Genomic DNA, 20,755 nt, shown 5'->3' with positions numbered 1-20,755 from the left:
TACTTATAAAGAATTTATGTTCTTTGGCAGGAAGGACATAATCCATAAATATTCAATGCGTGATCTGTCATTTTGAATTTTGCTTGCTCAGCGATCATTTTTTGTCGTTCTTCAATAATCTTATCAACGAACTCTTCGACCCGACCGCATTTGACACAAACGAGGTGATCATGATGTTCACCCTGGCTCAATTCAAATACGGAAAACCCGCCTTCGAAATTATGACGAGAAACCAAACCTGCTGCTTCGAATTGAGTTAGAACACGATATACGGTAGCTAAGCCTACATCTTCACCCATATCGAGCAAGGCTTTATAAACGCCTTCTGCACTTAAATGGTGATCGGGAGATTGCTCTAAAATTTGCAGTACCTTTACTCGCGGCATGGTAATTTTTAACCCGGCCTCTTTCAACTGTTGACTTTCTTCCACCTGTGCTCCTATCTAGCTAGATTCAACACCAATGGGCTGCCCCTGGGGAGGTGTCTTTCTATGGATGACGTGTTATTATGGCGAAATTTTTCATAGCAGGCAAAAAAATGCGTGTTGTAACAATTTTTACTTCTATTGCGTTAGCATTAACGCTTACTCATTGTGCATCTTATGACTTTTCACGCCGAGTGGTGGAGCAGGGTAACTTATTACCGCAATCCAAGATTGAGCGCCTAAGATTAGGGATGAGCAAAAATGATGTTGCGATTTTAATGGGTACTAGTCTACTAAGCCCTACCTTTAACAATAATCGTTGGGATTATGCCTATACTTTGCGTAAAGGAAATGGCTCATTGCTAGTACATAATTTGAGTTTATATTTTTCACATAATAGCTTGGCGCGTATTGAACATAAGCCTTAATCCGCCATTAGCGGTGTTCAGTGAACCTGGCTGCTTAGTGCTAGGTTCAGCTTCTAGCTCAATTAGTCTAAAGATCTATAACTCAGTGCTTCTCAAACTGTTGACCCCGGACTGCAATAATTCCTCTTTAATTCTCTGAAAATTCTCGTGGTCTAGCGCCCTAGTTGCATCTTCAATGAGCCAACTTTTAAAACCTTCTGCTATTGCATCTTTAATGCTGTAATAAACACAAATATCTGCGCATAAACCACAAAAATAGAGTTCCTGAGCCCCTTTTTCTCGAAGAAAACCAGCTAAGCCTGTGCTTTTATGGTTATTGTCATAAAACCCGCTATAACTGTCATTTTCCGGCTGCATTCCTTTGCGAAAAATAGTTTCGATAGGCCGCATTTCGAGTTGCGGGTGAAAATCAGCGCCCATTGTTCCTTGAACACAGTGATCCGGCCAGAGTGTTTGTTCTATTCCATTAAGTTTAATTTTTTCAAAAGGCTTCTTACCGACCTGATTGGAAGCAAAACTTTTATGTTCAGCCGGATGCCAATCTTGAGTAGCAACAATTAAATCAAACTGGGGCTGCACCTTATTAATAACGGGAATAATTAAATCAGCGTGAGCCACTTCTAAGCGACCCCCTGGCATAAAATCATTTTGAACATCGATGATGATTAAGGTTTTCATTGCATTTTAACCCTTCATTTTTTTGATCATTGAATCGCGCAGCGTTTTCAGTTTAGAGCTTAAACCGACCTTATACCCATGTGGATTAATCAACCGTTTGTATTCGATAGCTAAGTGAGCAAGACGCTGTTGGCTATACTCGGCGATTTCATCAAGTGTTTTCACTGCTGCTAAGCGTTTACCCTCTTCCATCACCTTATGTAATAGCGGTTCTTTCTTATAATTTTTTAAAGAAAGCGATTTTGATTCTTCAAAAGGATGATGCATCATTTCAATTGCATCTTCATCGGCAAGCGCAATCACATCAGCCCCCCAAAATCGGCCCTCCGCGTCTAAAACGCGATAAGTTTGTTTTTTAGATGGCAGGGTTATTTTCGATAGCGTTTCGGACAATTTAATACAGGGCTTATTATTCGCAGCAACCAATTTATACACACCATCAAGCGCGGCATCAGGCGCACCGATGACAAGATTAGTCCCTACTCCAAAAATATCAATCGGCGCCCCTTGGTCAAGCAAACTCTTCACCACATCTTCGTTGAGTTGATTAGAGACAATGATTTTGACCTCGTTTAATCCGGCAGCATCTAACATCTGCCGGGCTTTTTTAGATAAATAAGCTAGATCCCCGCTATCCAAACGAATAGCTTTTAATTGTTTGCCGCGTGCAGCCATTTCTTGAGCAATTTTAATCGCATTGGGTATACCGGAATACAAGCTATCGTAGGTGTCTACCAATAACACACAATGATCCGGCCAACATTCAGCAAAATCGCGAAAAGCCAATAATTCATCTTCATAACTTTGCACAAAAGCATGAGCCATGGTGCCGGATATTGGAATTTGATAATCACGGCCCGCAGAAACATTGCTAGTACTATCAAAACCACCAATGATTGCCGCGCGACTGGCATAATAACCAGCAGGTCCTTGAGCTCTACGCAAACCAAAATCGACTAACTCGCTTGGACCAGCTACTTGACGTATCCGACTGGCTTTAGTTGCTATCAACGTTTGGAAATTTAATACATTCAATAGGATAGTTTCGATGAGCTGAGCCTCTATGATATTGGCTTCGACAGTTAGCACTGGACAGGTAGGGAATATTAAATCACCCTCCTTGACCGCATAAACTCTGCCTCTAAATTGAAAACTCTCCAGATAGTTCAGAAAGTCAGGATGAAATCCTTGTGAATGCAGATAGGCGATATCTTCCTTACTAAAACAATAATTCTCCAAAATTTTCAATAGATCCTCTAATCCTGCAAAGAGGGCATAGCCACCCGCAAAAGGTAGTTTTCGAAAAAAATAATCAAAAATTGCAAGATGATTGTTTTGTTTTTTCAGGAAATAAACTTGAGCCATGGTCAACTGATACTTGTCAGTATAAGTTGCTGTATAATTGATCATTTTATCGTGCAACCTTTTCTTGATGGATTGTCCTTAAAGCTAGAACAGAATGAAACATCGACTTGAGTAACTTGCTTTCATTCGCAATGACGACCGTTTTAGTGTTTTGGCTTGGCTTTGGATTTAGCTCGCTGACGTCTTTTCTCTTTCGGATCTAAGATAAGTGGCCGATACAACTCAATCCGATCGCCTGACCGAAGTATGGTATCCTGGGACACTGGTTTAGAAAAAATACCAACGGCCAGCCCGCTTAGCTCTGGATTTGTTTTTAAAATTCCTGATTGGTTCAGAGCATCAGCAACAGTTGCCCCTGTCTCTAAACTAAGAAACAACTGTAGTACTGATTGATTGGCAGCGATATAAACGAGCTCAACCTTTACCATAGATAACCTCGGCACGATCACAAAATGCATCGACCATCTTATCGGTGACCTGCTCAAAAACAGGACCTAAAAGAAGAGAAAACATCCGACCAGCAAACTCAAACTCCAAATCAAAAGAGACTTTGCATCCTTCAGGCTCTTCATCAAAACGCCAAAACCCTTCGAGATGGCTAAAAGGGCCATCCACTAATCGAATTTCTATCATTTTATTGGTTTGCAAGCGGTTGCGGGTGGTAAATGATTTACTCATACCCGCTGCAGCAATTACTAAAGTCGCTTGAACTTCATCTTCATCACGATGATGCACTACACTTTCAGAACAATAGGGTAAAAACTCTGCATAATGCTCGACCTCGTTGACTAAACCATACATTTGCTCACAACTAAAAGGAACTACTCTTGATTTTTTAACCACAGTCATTAACGCGCTCCTTTTAGCTGAGCTCTAAGCCAACTGGAAAGATCATTAATCTCTTCCGCACAAACAGAATGCTCCATCAAATAATTATGAGCGGATACCGGATAACCCGCCGCAGTTAACCATTCAGCAGATTGTTTTGTCCAAACAGGTAAAACAATCGGGTCATATTGGCCACCCGCAACAAAAATGGGCGTTTCTTTAGGTAAATCAGTTTTGCATTGCTGAGCCAAAGGTAAATAGGCCGATAAAGCAATGACGCCCGCGAGTGGGTTTGCCATATGTAAAGCGGTGTATAAAGCCATTGCGCCACCTTGTGAAAATCCCGCTAGAAAAATTTGCTTTGTCGTAAAACCCTCTGCGATTTGGCTATCTATTACTTGGCGAATGAACTCTTCAGACTGCAAAATTCCTTCTCTATCCTCTCTATCCGTTAATTTCATGCCACTAATGTCGTACCATGCACGCATTGATAGGCCATTATTAAGAGTAATAGGGCGTATAGGGGCGTCTAGGAAAACATGACGTAATGCCACATTATCGACTATTAGTTGTTCGGCAAGGCTCGCCATATCAGAAGCATCGGCCCCCAAACCATGCATCCAAATGACGCATGCATCCGCTTGCTGTTCTGGTTTTTTAATGTAAACGTTCAACCATATCTCCGGCAAAAAACTCAAATTATCACCAATGAGTTCGATTATAGCAAGGTTAACGACAATACCTAACTATCTGTTGACAGACTGTGCTATAATTAAGAGTTTTTTATCCATTTTGGTATTTTTTTATGTTCTTGGCACAAATTCGTTCTTTATTCCTAGCAATCGATAATAAACCTGCAGGATTTCAGCTTGATGAAACCAGTTTCCACCGAATTGTTGCCTTTTACCGCATATCTGACAGTATCACTCGAACTTATCTAATAAAAGAACTAGCAAAACGCTCTGTTTTGCGATTTGCTAAGCTTTACGCACAAAATATGTCGGGAGAGGCACAGCAAACGGTTATACATTTATTGCAAGCAGTCAACCAACAAAAAATTATACTTGAAGAAATAGCCTTATTTAAGCACCGAGCGCTTAGCGTTATACCTAGCTTAAAAGTACTTGAGCTCTCTAACGAAGAATGGCGTAAAATGCAAACACTCGTGGAAGAGCGAAAATCGCAGCGACTTACCCGAAAAACACTGCTTATTGTTTTAAGCGAAGTAAAACACATTGATATTAGCCAATTAATCAATGATCTTACGCAAACCTCAAAAAATAGAGCGGCAAAACCTGTTTTCAGCTCTGATAAAGAAGAACGGACCTTGAAATTGTATCGACGGCATATGCCTGGCGAAAATCGACTGATGTTCGCTGGAGCAAAGGAATTGCACTCCCCTTTAAAAAAAACAGGGGTTCGCATTCTGCATTCACCGCCTCGACACGTAGTCAGCGAAAACCCCAAAGTGTTTTGGAGTCCTGGAGAAACACAACAAATACGCCCCGTTATGGATAAAGAGCTAGGTACGCTCTACGATAAAGTAACTCCCGAACCCCCTTTCAAGCGCATCAAACGCATGACAGCTAGCGCTAAAACCTTGCGGCGCAAATTCCCTGGTTATGTATATAACCGACCTGGTCCGATTAATTTTACTATAACCGCTGAAAGCATAGAAAACCGCAGAGGCGTTAAAAGACCAGTCAGTCAGCGGCAATTAACAGGAGCGGCTTCTGTTGAAATATTTAAAGTAGAAGGCTATGGCGATGAGCGCCTTGTAGTCAGTGGTCGCCAATGTCATTGGTCCCATCTGATTGCTTATTTTTTAGGCGGAATACATAGTAAAGAAAATCTTGTACCGACATCTGCTGCTGCAAACTACAATATTTTGGATACAGTTGAGCATTTTATCGCTGACAAAATATTAAACAAAGATAGAGCAGAGCGAGTGGGTGAAATACGTTTAGAAGTTACTCCTTATTATGCCCCAGAGAATAAAGGTGATATTCCCGATCTACTCTATTTTAACTTGAATTGGATTTCTCCTCACCACCCGGATGTTCGTTTGAAAGAAACCATAGAGATTAAACCAGACTCTTTTAGACGCTTTACTAGCTCAATGCAAAAATCATTTTCAGTGTTTAGAAAAGTAGAAGAAGAAGTATTAGTCAAAAGGGCGGAAAACAATGAACAACAACCAGTAAACCCTTTCCTATCATCTAGTCCCAGACGGAAGATTAGCAGCTCATCGTTCTATCAACCACTACCTTCTCCCCAGGTCATAGAGAAAACTAACCAAACTCCTGAAGATGATTTGGGTATTTCGAGGTTATCCTCATAGCAGTTTATTGGGAGTTTCATTATACTGGACAATTTAAAGTCTGATGAATCATCATGCGTTTGTTTCCTCTTATACTAATTAGTTGTATGGCTGTAGGTTTTTTATGCGCTTGCGGCCAAAAAGGGCCTCTTTACCTACCCGAAAACAAGAAATCACATCAAAGTAATCTACCTAAAGCTGTGAGATAAAAATGATACGATTTACGAAAATGCATGGGCTGGGAAATGATTTTATGGTGATTGATGCACTCCACCAGTCGATCAATTTATCTGCGGCTCAAATCCGCGCACTTTCTCGACGTGATACCGGTGTAGGCTTTGATCAATGTTTACTCATCGAAGCCAGTCAAGAACCTGGAATTGATTTTTTTTATCGCATTTTTAATGCCGATGGCCATGAAGTAGGCCAATGTGGGAATGGAGCACGTTGCCTTGCACGTTTTGCTCAACATTATGGTCTGACTAATAAAAAAACAATTTCAATCGCAACCTCTACCACAAAAATGCAACTTATACTCAATGAGGACAAAACAGTCACCGTCGATTTTGGACAGCCCAAACTGAAACCAGAGGACATTCCTTTATTAGCGAATCACCAAGCCGTTCTTTACCAATTGCCTCTAAAGGATGGTTCAAGTTGCAAAGTACATGCGATCAACGTAGGAAATCCTCATGCAGTCGTGGTGACTGATGAGCTGGCAACAGCCGATTTAGCAACGCTAGGAAAGCAAATTAGCGAACATCCGTTTTTTCCAGAACAAACCAATGCCGGCTTTATGCAAATTATCGACTCCAACCACATCCGCTTACGCGTTTATGAGCGAGGTTGTGGAGAAACGCAGGCATGTGGCAGCGGCGCCGTTGCTGCTGCTGCAATAGGTCGCTTATGTCATCATTTAGATGAGCAAATTCACATCAATTTACCAGGCGGCGACCTCATCGTGAATTGGCCCGATACTAAAGGCCCTATCTATTTAACAGGACCAGCTACTTTCGTTTATGAGGGAGTATTAATGTCATGCGAATAGTGATTTTAGGTGCAGGCCAAGTGGGCGGCACACTCGCACGTAACTTAGCACGCGAAGATAATGACATCACTTTAGTGGATTTAAACGAAGAACGTCTTCGTGAATTGCAGCATCGTTTGGATATCCAAACAGTACAGGGTTCTGGCGCCCATCCTAATGTTTTAATCGAAGCAGGCATAGAACAAGCCGATATGCTCATTGCGGTGACCAATAGTGATGAAATTAATATGATGGGTTGTCAGATTGCCTATAGTTTATTTCGTACCCCTACTAAAATAGCCCGTATCCGCACTCAATATTACTATGATTATCCACAGTTGTTTCGTAATGATCATGTCCCTGTTGATGTCTGTATTAGCCCTGAGAAACTAGTCACTCAACACATTGAGAATTTGATTAACTACCCGGGAGCGACTCAAGTTCTTGAATTTGCCGAAGGACAGGTTTTATTAATGACCATTAAACCTTCGCCAAATTGCCTAATGATAGGGAAAACGATTCAACAGCTCTATCAACATTTACATCCTATCGAAGCGCGGATCGTAGCCATTTTTCGTGACAAAATTGCGCTAGAACCGCAAGACAATTGCGAAATTATAAAAGGCGATGAGGTCCTCTTCGCCGCGTCATCCGCAGCGATTCAACAAGTATTAACGGCCCTAGGTTGTTATACGCACCCTAATAATCGAATTATGATTGCCGGAGGGGGTAATATTGGCTCAAAACTAGCTCAAGCCCTGGAAAGTCAGTATCGAATTAAAATCATCGATCGCGATTTAATGCGTGCCAGCGATCTTGCCTCTCATTTACATAAAGGAACTGTTTTACAAGGTGATATCGCGGATCGGGATCTTTTAATCAATGAAAATATTGAATTTACCGACGTTTTTTGTGCAGTGACCAATGACGATGAAGCCAACATCATGTCAAGTTTGCAAGCCAAACGCTTAGGTGCACGCTTTGTTATTGCGTTGATTAATCGCAATGCTTATGTGGAATTAATTGAGGATAGTCCCATCGATCATGCGATTTCGCCACAGTTGATTACTATTGGCAGCATTCTCGCTAAATTACGGCGGGGGAATATGGTTAAGATTTATCGACTGCAAGATAATGAAGCAGAAGCCATTGAACTGATAACACATGGCGACGAATTGACTTCGCAGGTAGTAGGGCGCAAGCTATCACAAATTGAGTTACCGCCAAGTTGTTCTATTGCGGCACTAACACGGGGTGAGAAAGTGCTCATGCCCCATCCCGATCTAGTTCTTGCATCCGGCGATCATGTTATTCTATTACTGTTGAAAAAACGTTATGTACGCCAAGTAGAATCGCTGTTTCAAGTGAGTTTGACTTTTATGTCCTAGGAGCTCTCTTATTAGAGAGAAAGAAATGAATGCAAATTAAAACCATTCTTCGCTTTTTAGGCTTGCTTTTAATGATGTTTAGCCTAAGCATGCTGACCCCATTGGTAATCAATTTTATCTTTCACGACAATTTTTGGTTACCCTTTGTCATCGCCTTTATCTGCACCTTCGGGACAGGCTGTGTGTTATGGCTAAGCTGTCGTACTCAACATCAAGAGCTTAAAATTCGCGATGGTTTCCTTATCGTCGTTTTATTTTGGTTCGTGCTCTGTTTTTTTGCCTCCTTACCTTTTATCTTTGCACTTCATCATCAAAATCATGGTATGACCGATGCTTTTTTTGAATCGGTATCCGGCTTTACCACAACCGGTGCCAGTATTATTAAACACCTTCAAGGCTTGCCCCAGTCTGTTTTATTTTACCGACAGCAGCTGCAATTTCTGGGCGGGATGGGTATTGTCGTTTTAGCCGTTGCGATATTACCAATGTTGGGGGTAGGAGGAATGCAACTTTATCGCGCCGAAACCCCAGGCCCGATGAAAGACTCCAAACTTACACCAAGAATTGCTCAAACCGCCAAAGCAATGTGGTTTATTTATTTACTGCTAACATTAGCCTGTATGTTCTGTTATTGGGCAGCGGGAATGAATTGGTTTGACGCCTTGGGTGAAAGCTTCGCCACTGTTTCTACGGGTGGATTTTCACTGCACGATAACAGTTTTGCTTATTATAATAGCGAGGTGATTGAATTAATTGCCTGTTTTTTTATGTTGCTGGGCGGCACTAATTTCGCCCTCCATTTTATTGCCTTCAAAAAACGAAGCATCCTTCATTATTGGCAAGACGAAGAATTCCGCAATTATATCTTTTTCTTGCTGAGCGCCAGTTTGCTCGTGACGATCAGTCTTGTCTTCTATGGTTTTTTTAATGCCAACCACCATGCTCTCATCAAATCCTTATTTGATGTGATTTCTATGGCAACAACTACCGGCTTTGTTTCCGCACCCTTCAATAATTGGCCGACCTACATTCCTTTTCTCATTATGCTCTTAGCTTTAATTGGAGGCTGCGCCGGTTCAACCAGTGGTGGCGTAAAAGTAATTCGCGCCCTATTAATTTATAAACAAAGTAAACGCGAGATTGTCCGCCTTCTTCATCCCCATGCCATTATCCCAATCAAATTTGGTAAACACAGCCTACCTGAACCCATTTTACAATCCATGTGGGGCTTTCTTTCCGTATTTATCGCTCTTTTTGTTGGCTTAGTTTTACTTTTTATTGCTTTAGGTAATGATTTTGTCACTTCCTGTTCAGCCATTACCGCGGCCTTGTCTAATTCCGGTCAGGGCATTGGTGGTATTCATGAATCCTTCGCTCAGCTCAACCAACCCAGCAAATGGGTTTTGATTTTTGCCATGTTAGCTGGGCGCTTAGAAATATTTTCTCTGCTTATTCTTTTTTCCCCGTCTTTTTGGCGAAAATGAGCGCTCTCGCATGACTTTATTGAGATGAGAATTGTGGAATATCTAAGCTCGGCTTCAGAGGCCGGGTTTACTAAATAAAACTGTAGCTCCTAGCTCTAATTTAGGCCGGGAACTGCCCCGCCCCCCAACTAGCCTTGGAAAAAAAGCATTCCGATCTATACTTAGGATATTTAAATAAAAAAAAGAGTAAGATGAAGATGAGGTATACCCGCCTAATCATTTTGCTGTCCTGCTTGTTTTGCTTTTCCCTCTATGCCGACATCGTAAGAATTGGGGCTCCAATATTTGCCCCGCCATTTGTTGTCGATGTGCAGCACTATACGGTTGAAGGTTTTGATGTCGAATTAATGAATACGATTTGTGCCGATTTAAATTGGCAATGCCAGTTTATACCAATAAGAAACAAGCTGCTCTTCGAAGCCCTTAATCAGAATCAAGTCGATTTTATAATAGGCGGCATTATTATTACGCCTGAAAGAAGATTACTTTATTTATTTTCTGATCCCTATCTACCCAGCAAAGGGGGGTTTATTGTGCTCCCTCAATCGCCCATCAAAGTAATATCCGATTTAAAAAATAAGCGAGTAGGGACTGTAAAAGGGTCAATATTCGATGATTATCTTAAAAATTTTTCTATGCCGATTAAAGTTATCTCTTATGATTTAGCCCCTGATTTAACCCTCGCAGTAAAAAATGGTGACGTAGATGCTGCGTTTATAAACTATTACACTGCGCTACATTTAGATCATCAATATTCCTGGCTTATTAGATCCATTAATCCGCCTCTGGAATTAGGGGAAGGAATTGGCATTGCAACCACTTTTAAAAACGCGGATAAAATTGAACAAATAAATCAATTATTGAAAAAATATGAATCCGATGGAACTTATGTAAAATTATATAATTACTACTTCCAATTTTTTGCTAAATGACATTTGCTGTCAAATAGAGCTTAAATAATCATTTGAGTACTGGACTCGGTTCTTCATGTAGATCTTTATCTTTATGTAAATCTGCAAAAACTTTCGCCCCCGATATGTGCATTGTTTTTATATAATCTACTAATAATTTTTGTTCCTTTGCAGTTACAGGACGATTTGATTCCAAATTCTTCAAAGTTTTCAAACGCGAATCACTTCTCTGAATTGCAGCTTCCAATTCTTTAGATTCTTTAGGTGAAGCTTGTTTTAATTGCTCTACGAAAGAAACTTTGAAGAGTTCTATTTGCTCGATTAATTCATGAATGAGTGCTTTATTATTGGCTATTGATTTTGCCATTGAAGAATAGTTGGCCTCTGAAAAAAATCTACCTCTATATTGTGTTGGCATATAATATCCTAAAAAATTAACAATAAATTAGCAGACCTCTTTTAAGTGTTTTTAGCCTACCTAAATAAATATTAGCAAAAAAATGCATAATCAATTCCACCTCCTAGTTATAGCTTTGCATAATTAAGCGCCATTCCTATGCTTTGTTATTGAAAAAATTAAATTTTTTATTGCTGTCAGTACAGCCAATTTTTTTGTCTAACGAAATGCCTTTTTAATTATAGACCACCAATTGAGCTTGTGACCCAAAAAAATAACCTTCAGCGCAAAAAATTGATGGTTTTTTATTAATACGACTTTATAATATTGATTATCTCAATAAAAATGAGTAGGTAGATATGATAATTAGTCTCATTCTGCAATGGATTAATAGTGACGAAATCGATACTCCTTTCCCTACTCACCCAATTACAAACTCTGAACTCGCAAAAGAACAAACCCAAATCAAAAAAATAAATCGCCAGCTAATTGCTCAAGCACGGCTAGCGAAGCTTGAGTCTTCAACATTTACAGACCAAGAAAAGCTTGAGCGAAGTCATCAATTATTGAGTTTTATCGGTTTTTCAATGGATTACATGAAAGGCAACGACTCCGATCTTGTTTTCTCTACTTTAGGCTATTTATTAGCAATGCCTCAAGAAAATCAACCTCCTAAATTTAAAGAAAAAATTCTTTTCTTATTTAAACAGTTAATTAATAAAGATAAAGAGGCTGCAATCGATTTTTACAATCAAAACACAGCAGACTTCGCTAATCATAATGAAGTCAATCTGCTTGTCGCTCGAATAACTAAATTAGATAAAACCCTCCCTATTGTTCGACAACGATTGGCCGAACTAAACCATGCATTGAAACATCAAGAAAATCCTTTAGGGCTTGGCAATTTAATCAAAGAAGAATTTATTGATAATACTGAGGCCTATGCTGCTTTTATTCTTTGGTTAATCCAATGCCGTGTTCCAGTGAGAAAAATTATAGCAACTCACCTGCTCCATGATTTCATGCGTTATAACCTCTCCTATTTAGACTTACCTGAGTCCGAAATTAATCATTTATACGATATTTTGAAAATGTTTCCTGAAGCTCAAGCACTGGTTGCAGAGGCGAAAACAGTCAGTTGCGGAGAGCGTGGTTTTCTAAAATTTGCTCTGGATGGTTCTCGAGGGGAGGGTTTACGTCAAGTTGAAGCACAGCCTGTTGTCTGGGCATTTTCTCCAACTGCTGATAATTTTACCGCACTTGCAGAATTGTTCAGCCATTCGTTTCTTCCCGCAGCTCTTATCTGGTTCGTGCACACAAAAAATTTAGCATGGTTCGATTCATTATATAACTATTTAAACAAGCCTAGTGTAATAACTAGCCAATTACCTGCATTAATTAACTATGTCGGCCGTCAGGCTAAAACTGAATTATCTGAGGTATTAGCCTCTCTCATTAATGATTCGACAGCAGGTCAATTAGCAGCAAATCACGACGGGGCAATTCTTTATTTATTAGCCTACAAACCCGCTCTTATCCAACAAATTCAAATTCAAGATGTAAAAGCTTATATTGAACAAATGGCTGCTGCTACCAATCTTGATACCATCATGCAATTATCTATATTGCTCAAACGGTTGGTAAGTTTTGAGCACCCCTCAGCGAGTATTGTTTTTGAGGCGCTGGTTGATAATTTTTATCATCAACCTCAGCTACTTGATGATGATAGGCTAGTACGTCAGCTAAAATACTACCCAGCCTGGTCTCATCAGCTTAAAAGTCGATGCAATTTTTTACATGTACAGCTCGCTAGCTCTATTGAGGAAAATACCAATGATGAATTAGATAGTTCTCGATACAATTCAATAGAAGATGTTTGGCTTGAAATCAATCGAAAATTAGCAGTGATCTATCGTCTTGATCCTCAACCCCATGCTGAGCCGCGTAATAAGTACTTTTTATTGGCTCAAATCGCTTGCGCTTCCCATAGAAAACTTGGCTCCAATTTTAATATTGATCGCTTTGTCGATGCCTTATCCTTACCAGATCCAACTAGCGAAGAAGGGAAAAGTCTCCATGAAAGAACGCTGATTGAAGTACTAACTGCTATCGATGACGAGCCAATCCGAAAGCAGATCATTGCAAAATTAGAAGGCAACCCTATTTCCTGTTTGGATTGGATGACTAAAGAGTATGGCGAAACCTCTATTTTTATTAAAGCGGCCGCGCAAGGAAATGAGGGGCTTCTTCGCTTGATTAATACTCAAAATAGAGTAAAAAAACCCTGCTTGAATGCTGCGGTACTGGCCGCAGCACGCTCTGGACATTGGGCCACGGCTTCGTCCCTCTGCCAAATTGTACCTAAAAAAATCTCACGTGAAACGCTGAGCAAGATACTTATTTTAGCAGCACAAGCAGGAGAAATAGCTCTAGTAAAACAAATTTGCGATAGAAAAACTTATGTTTCAATTACTGCAGCTTATCCGCAAGGAATTGAAGTAGCAACCATTAATAATCATTTATCCATCGTCAAACAAATTTATGCTTCGCCTAGCTATAAACCCAGCAAAAGTATGAGTGAAAAACTTTTTCATGTAGCACTTAAGTATAAACATTTCTCTATAGCAACTTATCTTTGCGATGACTTACCCAAAGCCATCGCGCCCCATGAGGTCCACATTAATAATGCCTTTAAACAGGCCATTATTAATAACGATATTGATACTGTGATCTGTCTTGCGAACTTAACGAAGCTAAGACCCAAACAGTTTGTCTTTGCCCAAGGGTTCAAGGCAGCAGCATCCTTGGGTCTTAATTCTATGCTAAGCTGCTTGAGTAGCCTACCGGGTGCAGTGGTAGATAAATCACTCCTAGAAAAATCTTTAATCGAAGCAGCAACACAGGGTCATGTAACGACTCTAATCGCTCTACTTAAAATGACTCCGCCAAACACCAAAAAAAGGGCTATTGTGCTTAGTTTACAAGCAGCCACAAGAGCAGAGCATTTAGTTATTACTAAACTTATTTGTGAGCAGTCTTCTCCCTCCAAGGCATTACAACAGGCCATCGATTCGTTATTAGTTTGGGCAATACAATCCAATAAACCACAAGCTGTTGACTTATTTTGTAAGCTAGCTACTAACAGACCGAGACCCAGGGCACTGGCAAAAGCGTTAGCTGAAGCAATTAAAAAAGGTCATTTCGATTTTGTTATCTCGATTTGCAAAGCGCTTTCTCCTGTAGGCAAAGAATGCATTAATGATTCAATATTGCTTGCAGTTAATCATCAGCGTACCGATATTCTTGCTTTTTTGTATGAACTACCAGAAAACAAACCCAACCCTAAATTTATTAGAATAGCGCTTGAGAGAGCCCAAACTACCCAACAAAAGGAGCTTGTTAATTATTTGCAGCTCAAGTTGAAAGAATTAAAAGAAGAAAAGAATGTTAGCCAACCATTAGGGAGCTTTGGAGTATTCAAAGTTAAAGCAAATGGAGAGCAGCTCCAGGCAAGCGCTCCATCCTTAGGCCACTAAAGAGTCATTTTTCCTTTAATTTCCATCGCTTGTGTAACCACATCCATTGTTCCGGGCGAGCCAAAATAATTCGCTCTAATGCTTGATTATAACTAAGCGTATTGCGATAAATTGATTCTTGAACACTGTCATATTCTTGCCAAAGAATAGGTTCATAAAACTCAAGTACATGCTTCCCATTCGCTAAACGATAACCTGCCGCCGGGACAACGGGTACGCCAGTATGACGTGCGAAACTTGCTAAGCTACGATAAGTACCTGCTTTTTTACCAAAAAACTCAGCCGCAACGCCATCTCGATTCACTAGCGAAGCATGCTGATCCAAAACAAAAACCACTGCATGATTTTGCTCGAGTGCATCACAAACTTGTTGTAGTGAATTTTTTTTAGGAATAACGTTAAGACCAGCTTGGTAATAGCGTTTGAATAAAATTTTTTCGATTAATTTAGAACCTAGCGTGCGGCGAATAAAGTGAAACTGTCCTTGAAATTCTTTGAAATTTAAAATTCCACCTATCGGGGCGAATTCCCAATTACCAAAATGGCCAGTAAGTATAAGTACACCGCGTTTTTCAGCAACAATTTCCAGCAAACGCTCATAGCCCCGTACTTCAACTTGCTCACATAGCTTCTTTTCACTCATGAATCGCAGTTGAATCGCTTCTTTTATCGAGGTCGCTAAATGGGAGTAAAAGGCTTTGGTGAGTTGCAGCTTTTCTGTTTCAGTCAGTTGCTCACCAAACACTTGCTCAATGTTGGCTTTAACCACCGCAAGTCGATAAGGCAGATAGCGATATAAAAACCGACCTGCCAAGGAAATACGTAGCTTTGCTATTTTATTGGCTAACTCACTCACAAGCTTTGATCACTAAACAAGCATTCATACTGGCAAACCCGCGATTGATAATCATCGCTGTTTTATTTGCCCCCAATGCTCTGTGTTCAGCACTAAGATTTAAACTTTCACAGAGAGGTGCTGGTTGAGCAAAATTTGCAATACCAGGAATACAGTTATCGCGAATTGCACAGGTTGCCATGACTGCATCTAAAATTCCAGAAGCTGTAATCGTATGGCCATAAGACCATTTAAAGGCTGTAACTGGCACCTGCTTACCATCAAAAACGCTATGAATTGCCTGTGCTTCACTGTCATCTGATTTGTTATTACCATTACCATGAGCGACAATCATACCGACTTCAGCAGCATCAATAGCATGCCCTTCAAGTGTTCGCGATAATAAACTAGCCAAATGACTACCTTCTGCTTCGATGGAAAACAAACCAGAAGCCTCAGTTGCCGCCAAACCAGCTCTAATTTCACCGTAGCAAGTTGCGGAACGAGCCTTTGCACTTTCTTCAGTTTCCAAGATTAAAGCTGCTGCCCCATCCGACAAAAGAGTCCCATCATGGTCCACATCAAAGGGCTTTAAATGACGTGTACTGAGCACGCCTATTTTTTCATAATAGAATAGCGCTTGCGGTTCAATAACATCATAGGCTACCACAACCGCACGCTGGGCTTGCCCCTGTTTAAGCGCTTGATAGGCTTCAATAATAGCCTGCATACCACCCACTGCATGGTTAGTAATATTATGGTTTGGTCCTTTAAAACCGTAACTTATCCCGGTATAAGCCAAGACATTATTCGGTAAAATACGTAGCAACCACATTGGGTGAACTTCCGTAAATAATTGGCTGGCAAAATTTTGCATGTTATCGCCAGTTTTAGCTAAAAGCGGTAAAAAATCTTCTTGCTGGAAATATTTATTCCCCGGCGATCCAACATAAACTGCTGTTTGTTCATTGAAAAAATCGGCATTTTCTAAGGTTTCGCGGTAATTAAGCAGCTCACTATGCTGTACCGCCTGCACTGCTGCATTAATTCCCAACACATCCTGACGAGAAATAACCTTCAGTAGCTTGCGATCAGGCAACATTTTCCCTGGCTGAAAATTTTTAAGCTCGCCGCCTAAGCGATGTGGCCAGGAAGATAAATCCCATTGACCAAGCTCAGCAAGGCCGCTTTGTTTCGCTAGTATTGACTGCCAAGTTTGTTCAGCGGTTTCACCACAAGGAGTTAGAGCACTTAAGCCGGTAATAAAAACACGATTGGAGTTACTCATCGAACCACTCCTTCAAATTCAGGATGTTTAAACAGCAAACAGCTATTTGAGCCACCAAAACCGAAGGAATTGGATAAGACCACGCCTAAGGATTTTTCGCGCGGACCATCTACCACATAATCCAAATCACAATCTGGATCAGGCGTAGTCAAATTGGCAGTTTTAGGAATTTGGGCATGATGAATCGACAGGACTGACAACACAGCCTCTAAAGCGCCTGCCGCTGCGATAAGATGTCCTGTTTGACTCTTCGTTGAGCTAATCGGTAATCGTTTTGCTTTGTCAGTAAATACCGCTTTAACCGCATTGGTTTCACTCAAATCATTCATCTTGGTTGAGGTACCATGCGCATTAATATAGTCGACGTCGCTTGCTTTTACCCCAGCATCTTGTAGAGCACGTTCGATGGCTTGAATAGCACCATCGCCATTGGGGTGTGAATCAGTAATACGGTAGGAACTAAGTGAATTACCTTCCCCTGCCAACTCAGCATAAATTCTAGCGCCGCGGGCTTTTGCTTTAGACCACTCTTCCAAAATTAAAAAAGCAGCGCCTTCACCTAATACAAAACCATTGCGTGTGCCATCAAAAGGTCGGCTTGCTGTTTCTGGAGTAGCATTATAAGTTGATAAAGCACCAAGCAGGCAAAAACTCGATAGTCCCAAAGGATTAATCATCGAATCAAAACCACCGGCTAACATGAAATCGGCTTCGCCACGGCGAATAACCTGCATAGCTAAACCTAAAGCCTGGCCACCTGAGGCACAGGCAGTGTGAACCGAAGAGGCATAACCTTCGATACCAAATTGCTGGATCAGTAAAGACAGACCCGAATTGGAGGTTGTCCTGCCAAAATCAACTAAGCTATAAAATTCTCGTGTACGCTCCTGCAGCAGCTTCCAATCAGGTGTACCTCCATTGGCACAAGCTTCTTGAAATCGTTTCAAATAGGAAAACTCGGCTGTCATCATGCCACTACCAGTTACCACCCCCCAACGCGAAGCATCTTGCTGGGTGGGTTTTATTCCAGCATCTAAAAAAGCTTGATACGCTGCATCCAAGGCGTAGCGAGTAAACTGCATTGAAAAGCGATTATGTTTTCCAGTAACAGCCTCGGGATGCGGTTGAAATTGTTTCACTTCAGCAGCGATATTCGCTGGGAAACCGCTGGCATCGAAGTGCCTTATCTTCGCAATTCCAGACTGACCTGCTAATAAATTGCGCCAAGTAGACTGTACGTCATTACCTAAAGGCGATACGACGCCTAAGCCCGTAATTGCGACTCGTCTGTTTTTCATAGTTTTAATTACCTTTTGCCATCATCACAACATCTAAAACACACACTCGTCTGCCGTCTACTTCACTACGGTAATTTAAGATTAATTGCTGTGAATTTTGTTCTTTGACTTTAAGATGAGTTCTAAGCACGTCACCGGGATGAACAAAGTCATTCATTTTGATTCGACGTAACTCAGAGACCTGATAATTTTGCTCAAAAGACCCGCGCGTAACAAATTCACGTGCTAAATTTTGCTTGCACTCCAATAAAACAGTCATCGGTAAAACAGGTTTGTTGGGAAAATGATCGGGGAAATAAGGCGCCGCTCGAGTCACATATTTTTCAGCAGTGAGGCTAACCCCTGGTTTAGAATCAATAATTCGATCGAAGGTCATCGATATACTAGGCCTTGCCAAAGCGATTGAAGCCAACTCCGAGTTAGGTAGCAGTGGTACAGAGTCAGAATGCTGCGGCCAATCACCGGGGCGATTTATTTCGGCAAACTGGCGGCGAACCACTTGCTCGTCAATAAAATCAGCCATAGGTAATAAAGGGCCTAAAGCCCCATCAAGGTTAAATACAACCTCATCAGCGACATAAGCAACACTACGATATTGTACCGCTTTATTGTCAAGTGACTCGATAACCGATTCCAATAGCAAGGTTTCACCTACATAGACAGGTCTATGTACCCGTGCGCTAGCAGCCACGCCGGCAACCGGCCTTAGCGTGAAGTCATTGCTAAACATGACAGACCACGCAGCTAATTGCCCTAAAGTTTCTCCAATTAAAGAGGGAATGAAGCAAAGCCTTCCTTGCCCATCAGGATAAAGGTAAGCATCATCAGGTGTGATATGCTTTATCCCCCGCACCAATTCACCAGGTGATAACTGCAGAATTCGATCGACAAATAAGAATCGCATTAGGAAACAGTTTCACAAGCTTGTTCACTGGCTGCCATGACGACCAGCTTACAAAAAGTTTCTACTGTGAATAACATCGGAATCTCATTCACCTTCAAATTCGCCTTAAAATACTCTGCAGGAACTTCATTCAAATAATTTTTAAGTGCTTGCATACCTTTAACAGTTAGTACGCCGCCCTTTTCAAACTCGTCCTCTGCTAAGTCGCCTCGTGCATTTTTCTCTAATTGGCCACGGGGAATTTTAATACTAAATTCTTTCTCTAATTGAAAAACCAAATCAAGGAAATCAATGGACTCGGCACCCAAATCGCCTATTAAACGGCTGTTCAAAGACACTTCTTCTTCGTCAATAACCAACACATCAGCGATAATTTCCCTTACTTTCGGGTAAACGGTCTCTACATTCATGTTTTATCCTCAAAGCTCACCTAGTTCACAAAACTTCAGAGTATATCATAAAGTTTTGATAGGCAGCTACGCCAACTTGCAAAAGAAAATCAGTCTTTTTCCGGAAAGTAAAATTTAGATTTTTTAGTGGCTAAAAACTAGAATAATGGTTGCTGAACGAACTGGTCATTTTTTTCATTTGTTTGAAAATGAACCCCTAAACCAAGTAGGCGTATTGCCTTCTGCTCTTTATGGTTTTTGTTAAATAAATCATGAAATAACATTAGATCAACTTGAGTAGTTTTTGCCTCCCCAGTTGTTAGTTGGAAGTCAGCAAATTTAATTTTGACGTACTGATTTTTTATCAAAAAATCGGGAGCGGAGTCATTAATTCGTCTTAGCAGCTTCTTGTACAATTCGTCAATAATCTCTAAAGCTTGAGCTGCATCACAAATATTTTCTGTCAAAGTAGTTTCAACACTTAAGGATTTGCGCACCTTATTTGGCTGCACAGGACGTTCGTCAATTCCGCGGCATTGATTGTATAGATGTTGACCCAATTTGCCAAAATGTTGCACCAAAAAATGTAAAGGAATTTCTTGTAAATCAGCGCAGTTTATAAGGTTCATATTATGCAACTTTCTAGCAGTTACTTTGCCAACCCCAAAAAGTTTAACGACAGGCAACTGGTTAACAAAGGCAGTCACTTGCTCGGGTCGAATGACAAATAAGCCATTTGGTTTTTTCCAGGCACTCGCAATTTTTGCCAAAAATTTGTTAGGTGCGACACCGGCAGAAGCAGTTAATTTTTCGGATTGCCAAATATTAGAACGAATCGCTTCAGCTATCCAAGTTGCACTGCCTTGATGTTGGGAACAATCCGTTACATCGAGAAAAGCCTCATCTAAGGACAAAGGTTCGACGAGCTCAGTAAATTCCTTAAAAATCGAATTAATGATTTGGGAAACCTGACGATATTTGGACATATTTACAGGTAATACCACAAGATCAGGACAAAGCCGCTGGGCAATCATTGTTGGCATTGCTGAATGGATCCCATATTGGCGTGCAATATAATTACAAGTACAAAGAACGCCGCGCTTATCGAAGTTACCACCAACAGCGACAGGTTTATCGGCCAAAGAGGGATTATCTCGAATTTCTATCGCGGCATAAAAACAATCCATATCAATATGGATAATTTTGCGTACTTTAGTCATATGCTCGATTTGTTGGACCAAGGCCCGACATATA

21 protein-coding genes are annotated in these 20,755 nt (G+C 40.8%); 8 read left to right on the top strand and 13 right to left on the bottom strand.

The window, feature by feature from the left end:
• Positions 1-14: 14 nt before the first annotated feature.
• Positions 15-431 (bottom strand): ferric iron uptake transcriptional regulator, encoded by a 417-nt coding sequence (fur, locus tag Lnau_RS11570; RefSeq protein WP_058505309.1) that lies wholly within the window; start codon positions 429-431, stop codon positions 15-17.
• A 77-nt stretch (positions 432-508) separates the two neighbouring features.
• Here fur and Lnau_RS11565 point away from each other — a divergent pair, with 77 nt between their 5' ends.
• The gene (locus Lnau_RS11565) at positions 509-853 is read left to right on the top strand and encodes an outer membrane protein assembly factor BamE (RefSeq protein WP_058505308.1); all 345 of its coding nucleotides are present in this window, start codon (positions 509-511) and stop codon (positions 851-853) included.
• Between the two features lie 75 nt (positions 854-928).
• On the opposite strand, the gene pncA is transcribed toward Lnau_RS11565, so the two are convergent.
• The 5 genes from pncA to Lnau_RS11540 all read right to left on the bottom strand — a co-directional run bounded on the left by pncA (position 929) and on the right by Lnau_RS11540 (position 4,398).
• Entirely contained in the window at positions 929-1,531 is a 603-nt protein-coding gene (pncA, locus tag Lnau_RS11560; RefSeq protein ID WP_058505307.1) for a bifunctional nicotinamidase/pyrazinamidase, read from the bottom strand.
• Between the two features lie 6 nt (positions 1,532-1,537).
• Positions 1,538-2,941, bottom strand: coding sequence for a nicotinate phosphoribosyltransferase (locus tag Lnau_RS11555; RefSeq protein WP_058505306.1), 1,404 nt, complete (start codon positions 2,939-2,941; stop codon positions 1,538-1,540).
• A gap of 98 nt (positions 2,942-3,039) precedes the next feature.
• On the bottom strand, positions 3,040-3,324 hold the full coding sequence (locus Lnau_RS11550) for an RnfH family protein (protein ID WP_058505305.1): 285 nt from the start codon (positions 3,322-3,324) through the stop codon (positions 3,040-3,042).
• Positions 3,311-3,745, bottom strand: coding sequence for a type II toxin-antitoxin system RatA family toxin (locus Lnau_RS11545; RefSeq protein WP_058505304.1), 435 nt, complete (start codon positions 3,743-3,745; stop codon positions 3,311-3,313). The genes Lnau_RS11550 and Lnau_RS11545 overlap by 14 nt, the downstream gene beginning before the upstream one ends.
• Positions 3,745-4,398, bottom strand: coding sequence for an alpha/beta hydrolase (locus tag Lnau_RS11540; RefSeq protein WP_083503832.1), 654 nt, complete (start codon positions 4,396-4,398; stop codon positions 3,745-3,747). Before Lnau_RS11540 ends, Lnau_RS11545 begins: the two co-directional genes overlap by 1 nt.
• A gap of 131 nt (positions 4,399-4,529) precedes the next feature.
• Here Lnau_RS11540 and Lnau_RS11535 point away from each other — a divergent pair, with 131 nt between their 5' ends.
• The 6 genes from Lnau_RS11535 to Lnau_RS11515 all read left to right on the top strand — a co-directional run bounded on the left by Lnau_RS11535 (position 4,530) and on the right by Lnau_RS11515 (position 10,875).
• On the top strand, positions 4,530-6,065 hold the full coding sequence (locus tag Lnau_RS11535) for a hypothetical protein (protein WP_058505303.1): 1,536 nt from the start codon (positions 4,530-4,532) through the stop codon (positions 6,063-6,065).
• 53 nt (positions 6,066-6,118) lie between these two features.
• Positions 6,119-6,253, top strand: a complete 135-nt coding sequence (gene lptM / locus Lnau_RS16920; RefSeq protein ID WP_193786812.1) for an LPS translocon maturation chaperone LptM — start codon at positions 6,119-6,121, stop codon at positions 6,251-6,253.
• 2 nt (positions 6,254-6,255) lie between these two features.
• Positions 6,256-7,092 (top strand): diaminopimelate epimerase, encoded by an 837-nt coding sequence (gene dapF / locus Lnau_RS11530; RefSeq protein ID WP_058505302.1) that lies wholly within the window; start codon positions 6,256-6,258, stop codon positions 7,090-7,092.
• Positions 7,083-8,459, top strand: coding sequence for a Trk system potassium transporter TrkA (gene trkA / locus Lnau_RS11525; RefSeq protein ID WP_058505301.1), 1,377 nt, complete (start codon positions 7,083-7,085; stop codon positions 8,457-8,459). The genes dapF and trkA overlap by 10 nt, the downstream gene beginning before the upstream one ends.
• A 29-nt stretch (positions 8,460-8,488) precedes the next feature.
• A complete protein-coding gene (locus tag Lnau_RS11520; RefSeq protein ID WP_058505300.1) occupies positions 8,489-9,943 on the top strand; it encodes a TrkH family potassium uptake protein in 1,455 nt (484 codons plus the stop codon).
• 191 nt (positions 9,944-10,134) lie between these two features.
• Positions 10,135-10,875 (top strand): transporter substrate-binding domain-containing protein, encoded by a 741-nt coding sequence (locus Lnau_RS11515; protein WP_058505299.1) that lies wholly within the window; start codon positions 10,135-10,137, stop codon positions 10,873-10,875.
• A 28-nt stretch (positions 10,876-10,903) separates the two neighbouring features.
• Here Lnau_RS11515 and Lnau_RS11510 read toward each other — a convergent pair whose 3' ends face one another.
• Complete coding sequence (locus Lnau_RS11510) at positions 10,904-11,272, bottom strand: hypothetical protein (protein WP_058505298.1); 369 nt, start codon at positions 11,270-11,272, stop codon at positions 10,904-10,906.
• A gap of 338 nt (positions 11,273-11,610) precedes the next feature.
• Here Lnau_RS11510 and Lnau_RS11505 point away from each other — a divergent pair, with 338 nt between their 5' ends.
• The gene (locus Lnau_RS11505; RefSeq protein ID WP_058505297.1) at positions 11,611-14,787 is read left to right on the top strand and encodes a hypothetical protein; all 3,177 of its coding nucleotides are present in this window, start codon (positions 11,611-11,613) and stop codon (positions 14,785-14,787) included.
• Between the two features lie 4 nt (positions 14,788-14,791).
• Here the strand turns inward: Lnau_RS11505 and Lnau_RS11500 are convergent, their stop codons facing one another.
• From Lnau_RS11500 to dinB, 6 genes are all read right to left on the bottom strand, one after another.
• A complete protein-coding gene (locus Lnau_RS11500; RefSeq protein WP_058505296.1) occupies positions 14,792-15,643 on the bottom strand; it encodes a lysophospholipid acyltransferase family protein in 852 nt (283 codons plus the stop codon).
• A complete protein-coding gene (locus tag Lnau_RS11495) occupies positions 15,636-16,910 on the bottom strand; it encodes a beta-ketoacyl-[acyl-carrier-protein] synthase family protein (protein WP_058505295.1) in 1,275 nt (424 codons plus the stop codon). Before Lnau_RS11495 ends, Lnau_RS11500 begins: the two co-directional genes overlap by 8 nt.
• The gene (locus Lnau_RS11490; RefSeq protein ID WP_058505294.1) at positions 16,907-18,208 is read right to left on the bottom strand and encodes a beta-ketoacyl-[acyl-carrier-protein] synthase family protein; all 1,302 of its coding nucleotides are present in this window, start codon (positions 18,206-18,208) and stop codon (positions 16,907-16,909) included. Before Lnau_RS11490 ends, Lnau_RS11495 begins: the two co-directional genes overlap by 4 nt.
• 4 nt (positions 18,209-18,212) lie before the next feature.
• Positions 18,213-19,112, bottom strand: a complete 900-nt coding sequence (locus Lnau_RS11485) for a 3-hydroxyacyl-ACP dehydratase FabZ family protein (RefSeq protein ID WP_058505293.1) — start codon at positions 19,110-19,112, stop codon at positions 18,213-18,215.
• A complete protein-coding gene (locus tag Lnau_RS11480; protein ID WP_058505292.1) occupies positions 19,112-19,522 on the bottom strand; it encodes an acyl carrier protein in 411 nt (136 codons plus the stop codon). Before Lnau_RS11480 ends, Lnau_RS11485 begins: the two co-directional genes overlap by 1 nt.
• A gap of 137 nt (positions 19,523-19,659) precedes the next feature.
• Complete coding sequence (gene dinB / locus Lnau_RS11475) at positions 19,660-20,721, bottom strand: DNA polymerase IV (RefSeq protein WP_058505291.1); 1,062 nt, start codon at positions 20,719-20,721, stop codon at positions 19,660-19,662.
• Between the last annotated feature and the right edge of the window lie 34 nt (positions 20,722-20,755).

This window comes from Legionella nautarum, assembly GCF_001467895.1.
Classification (GTDB): Bacteria; Pseudomonadota; Gammaproteobacteria; order Legionellales; family Legionellaceae; genus Tatlockia; species Tatlockia nautarum.
The sequence above is the reverse complement of the archived record's forward strand: the minus strand, read 5'-3'. Positions and strand labels throughout refer to the sequence as shown.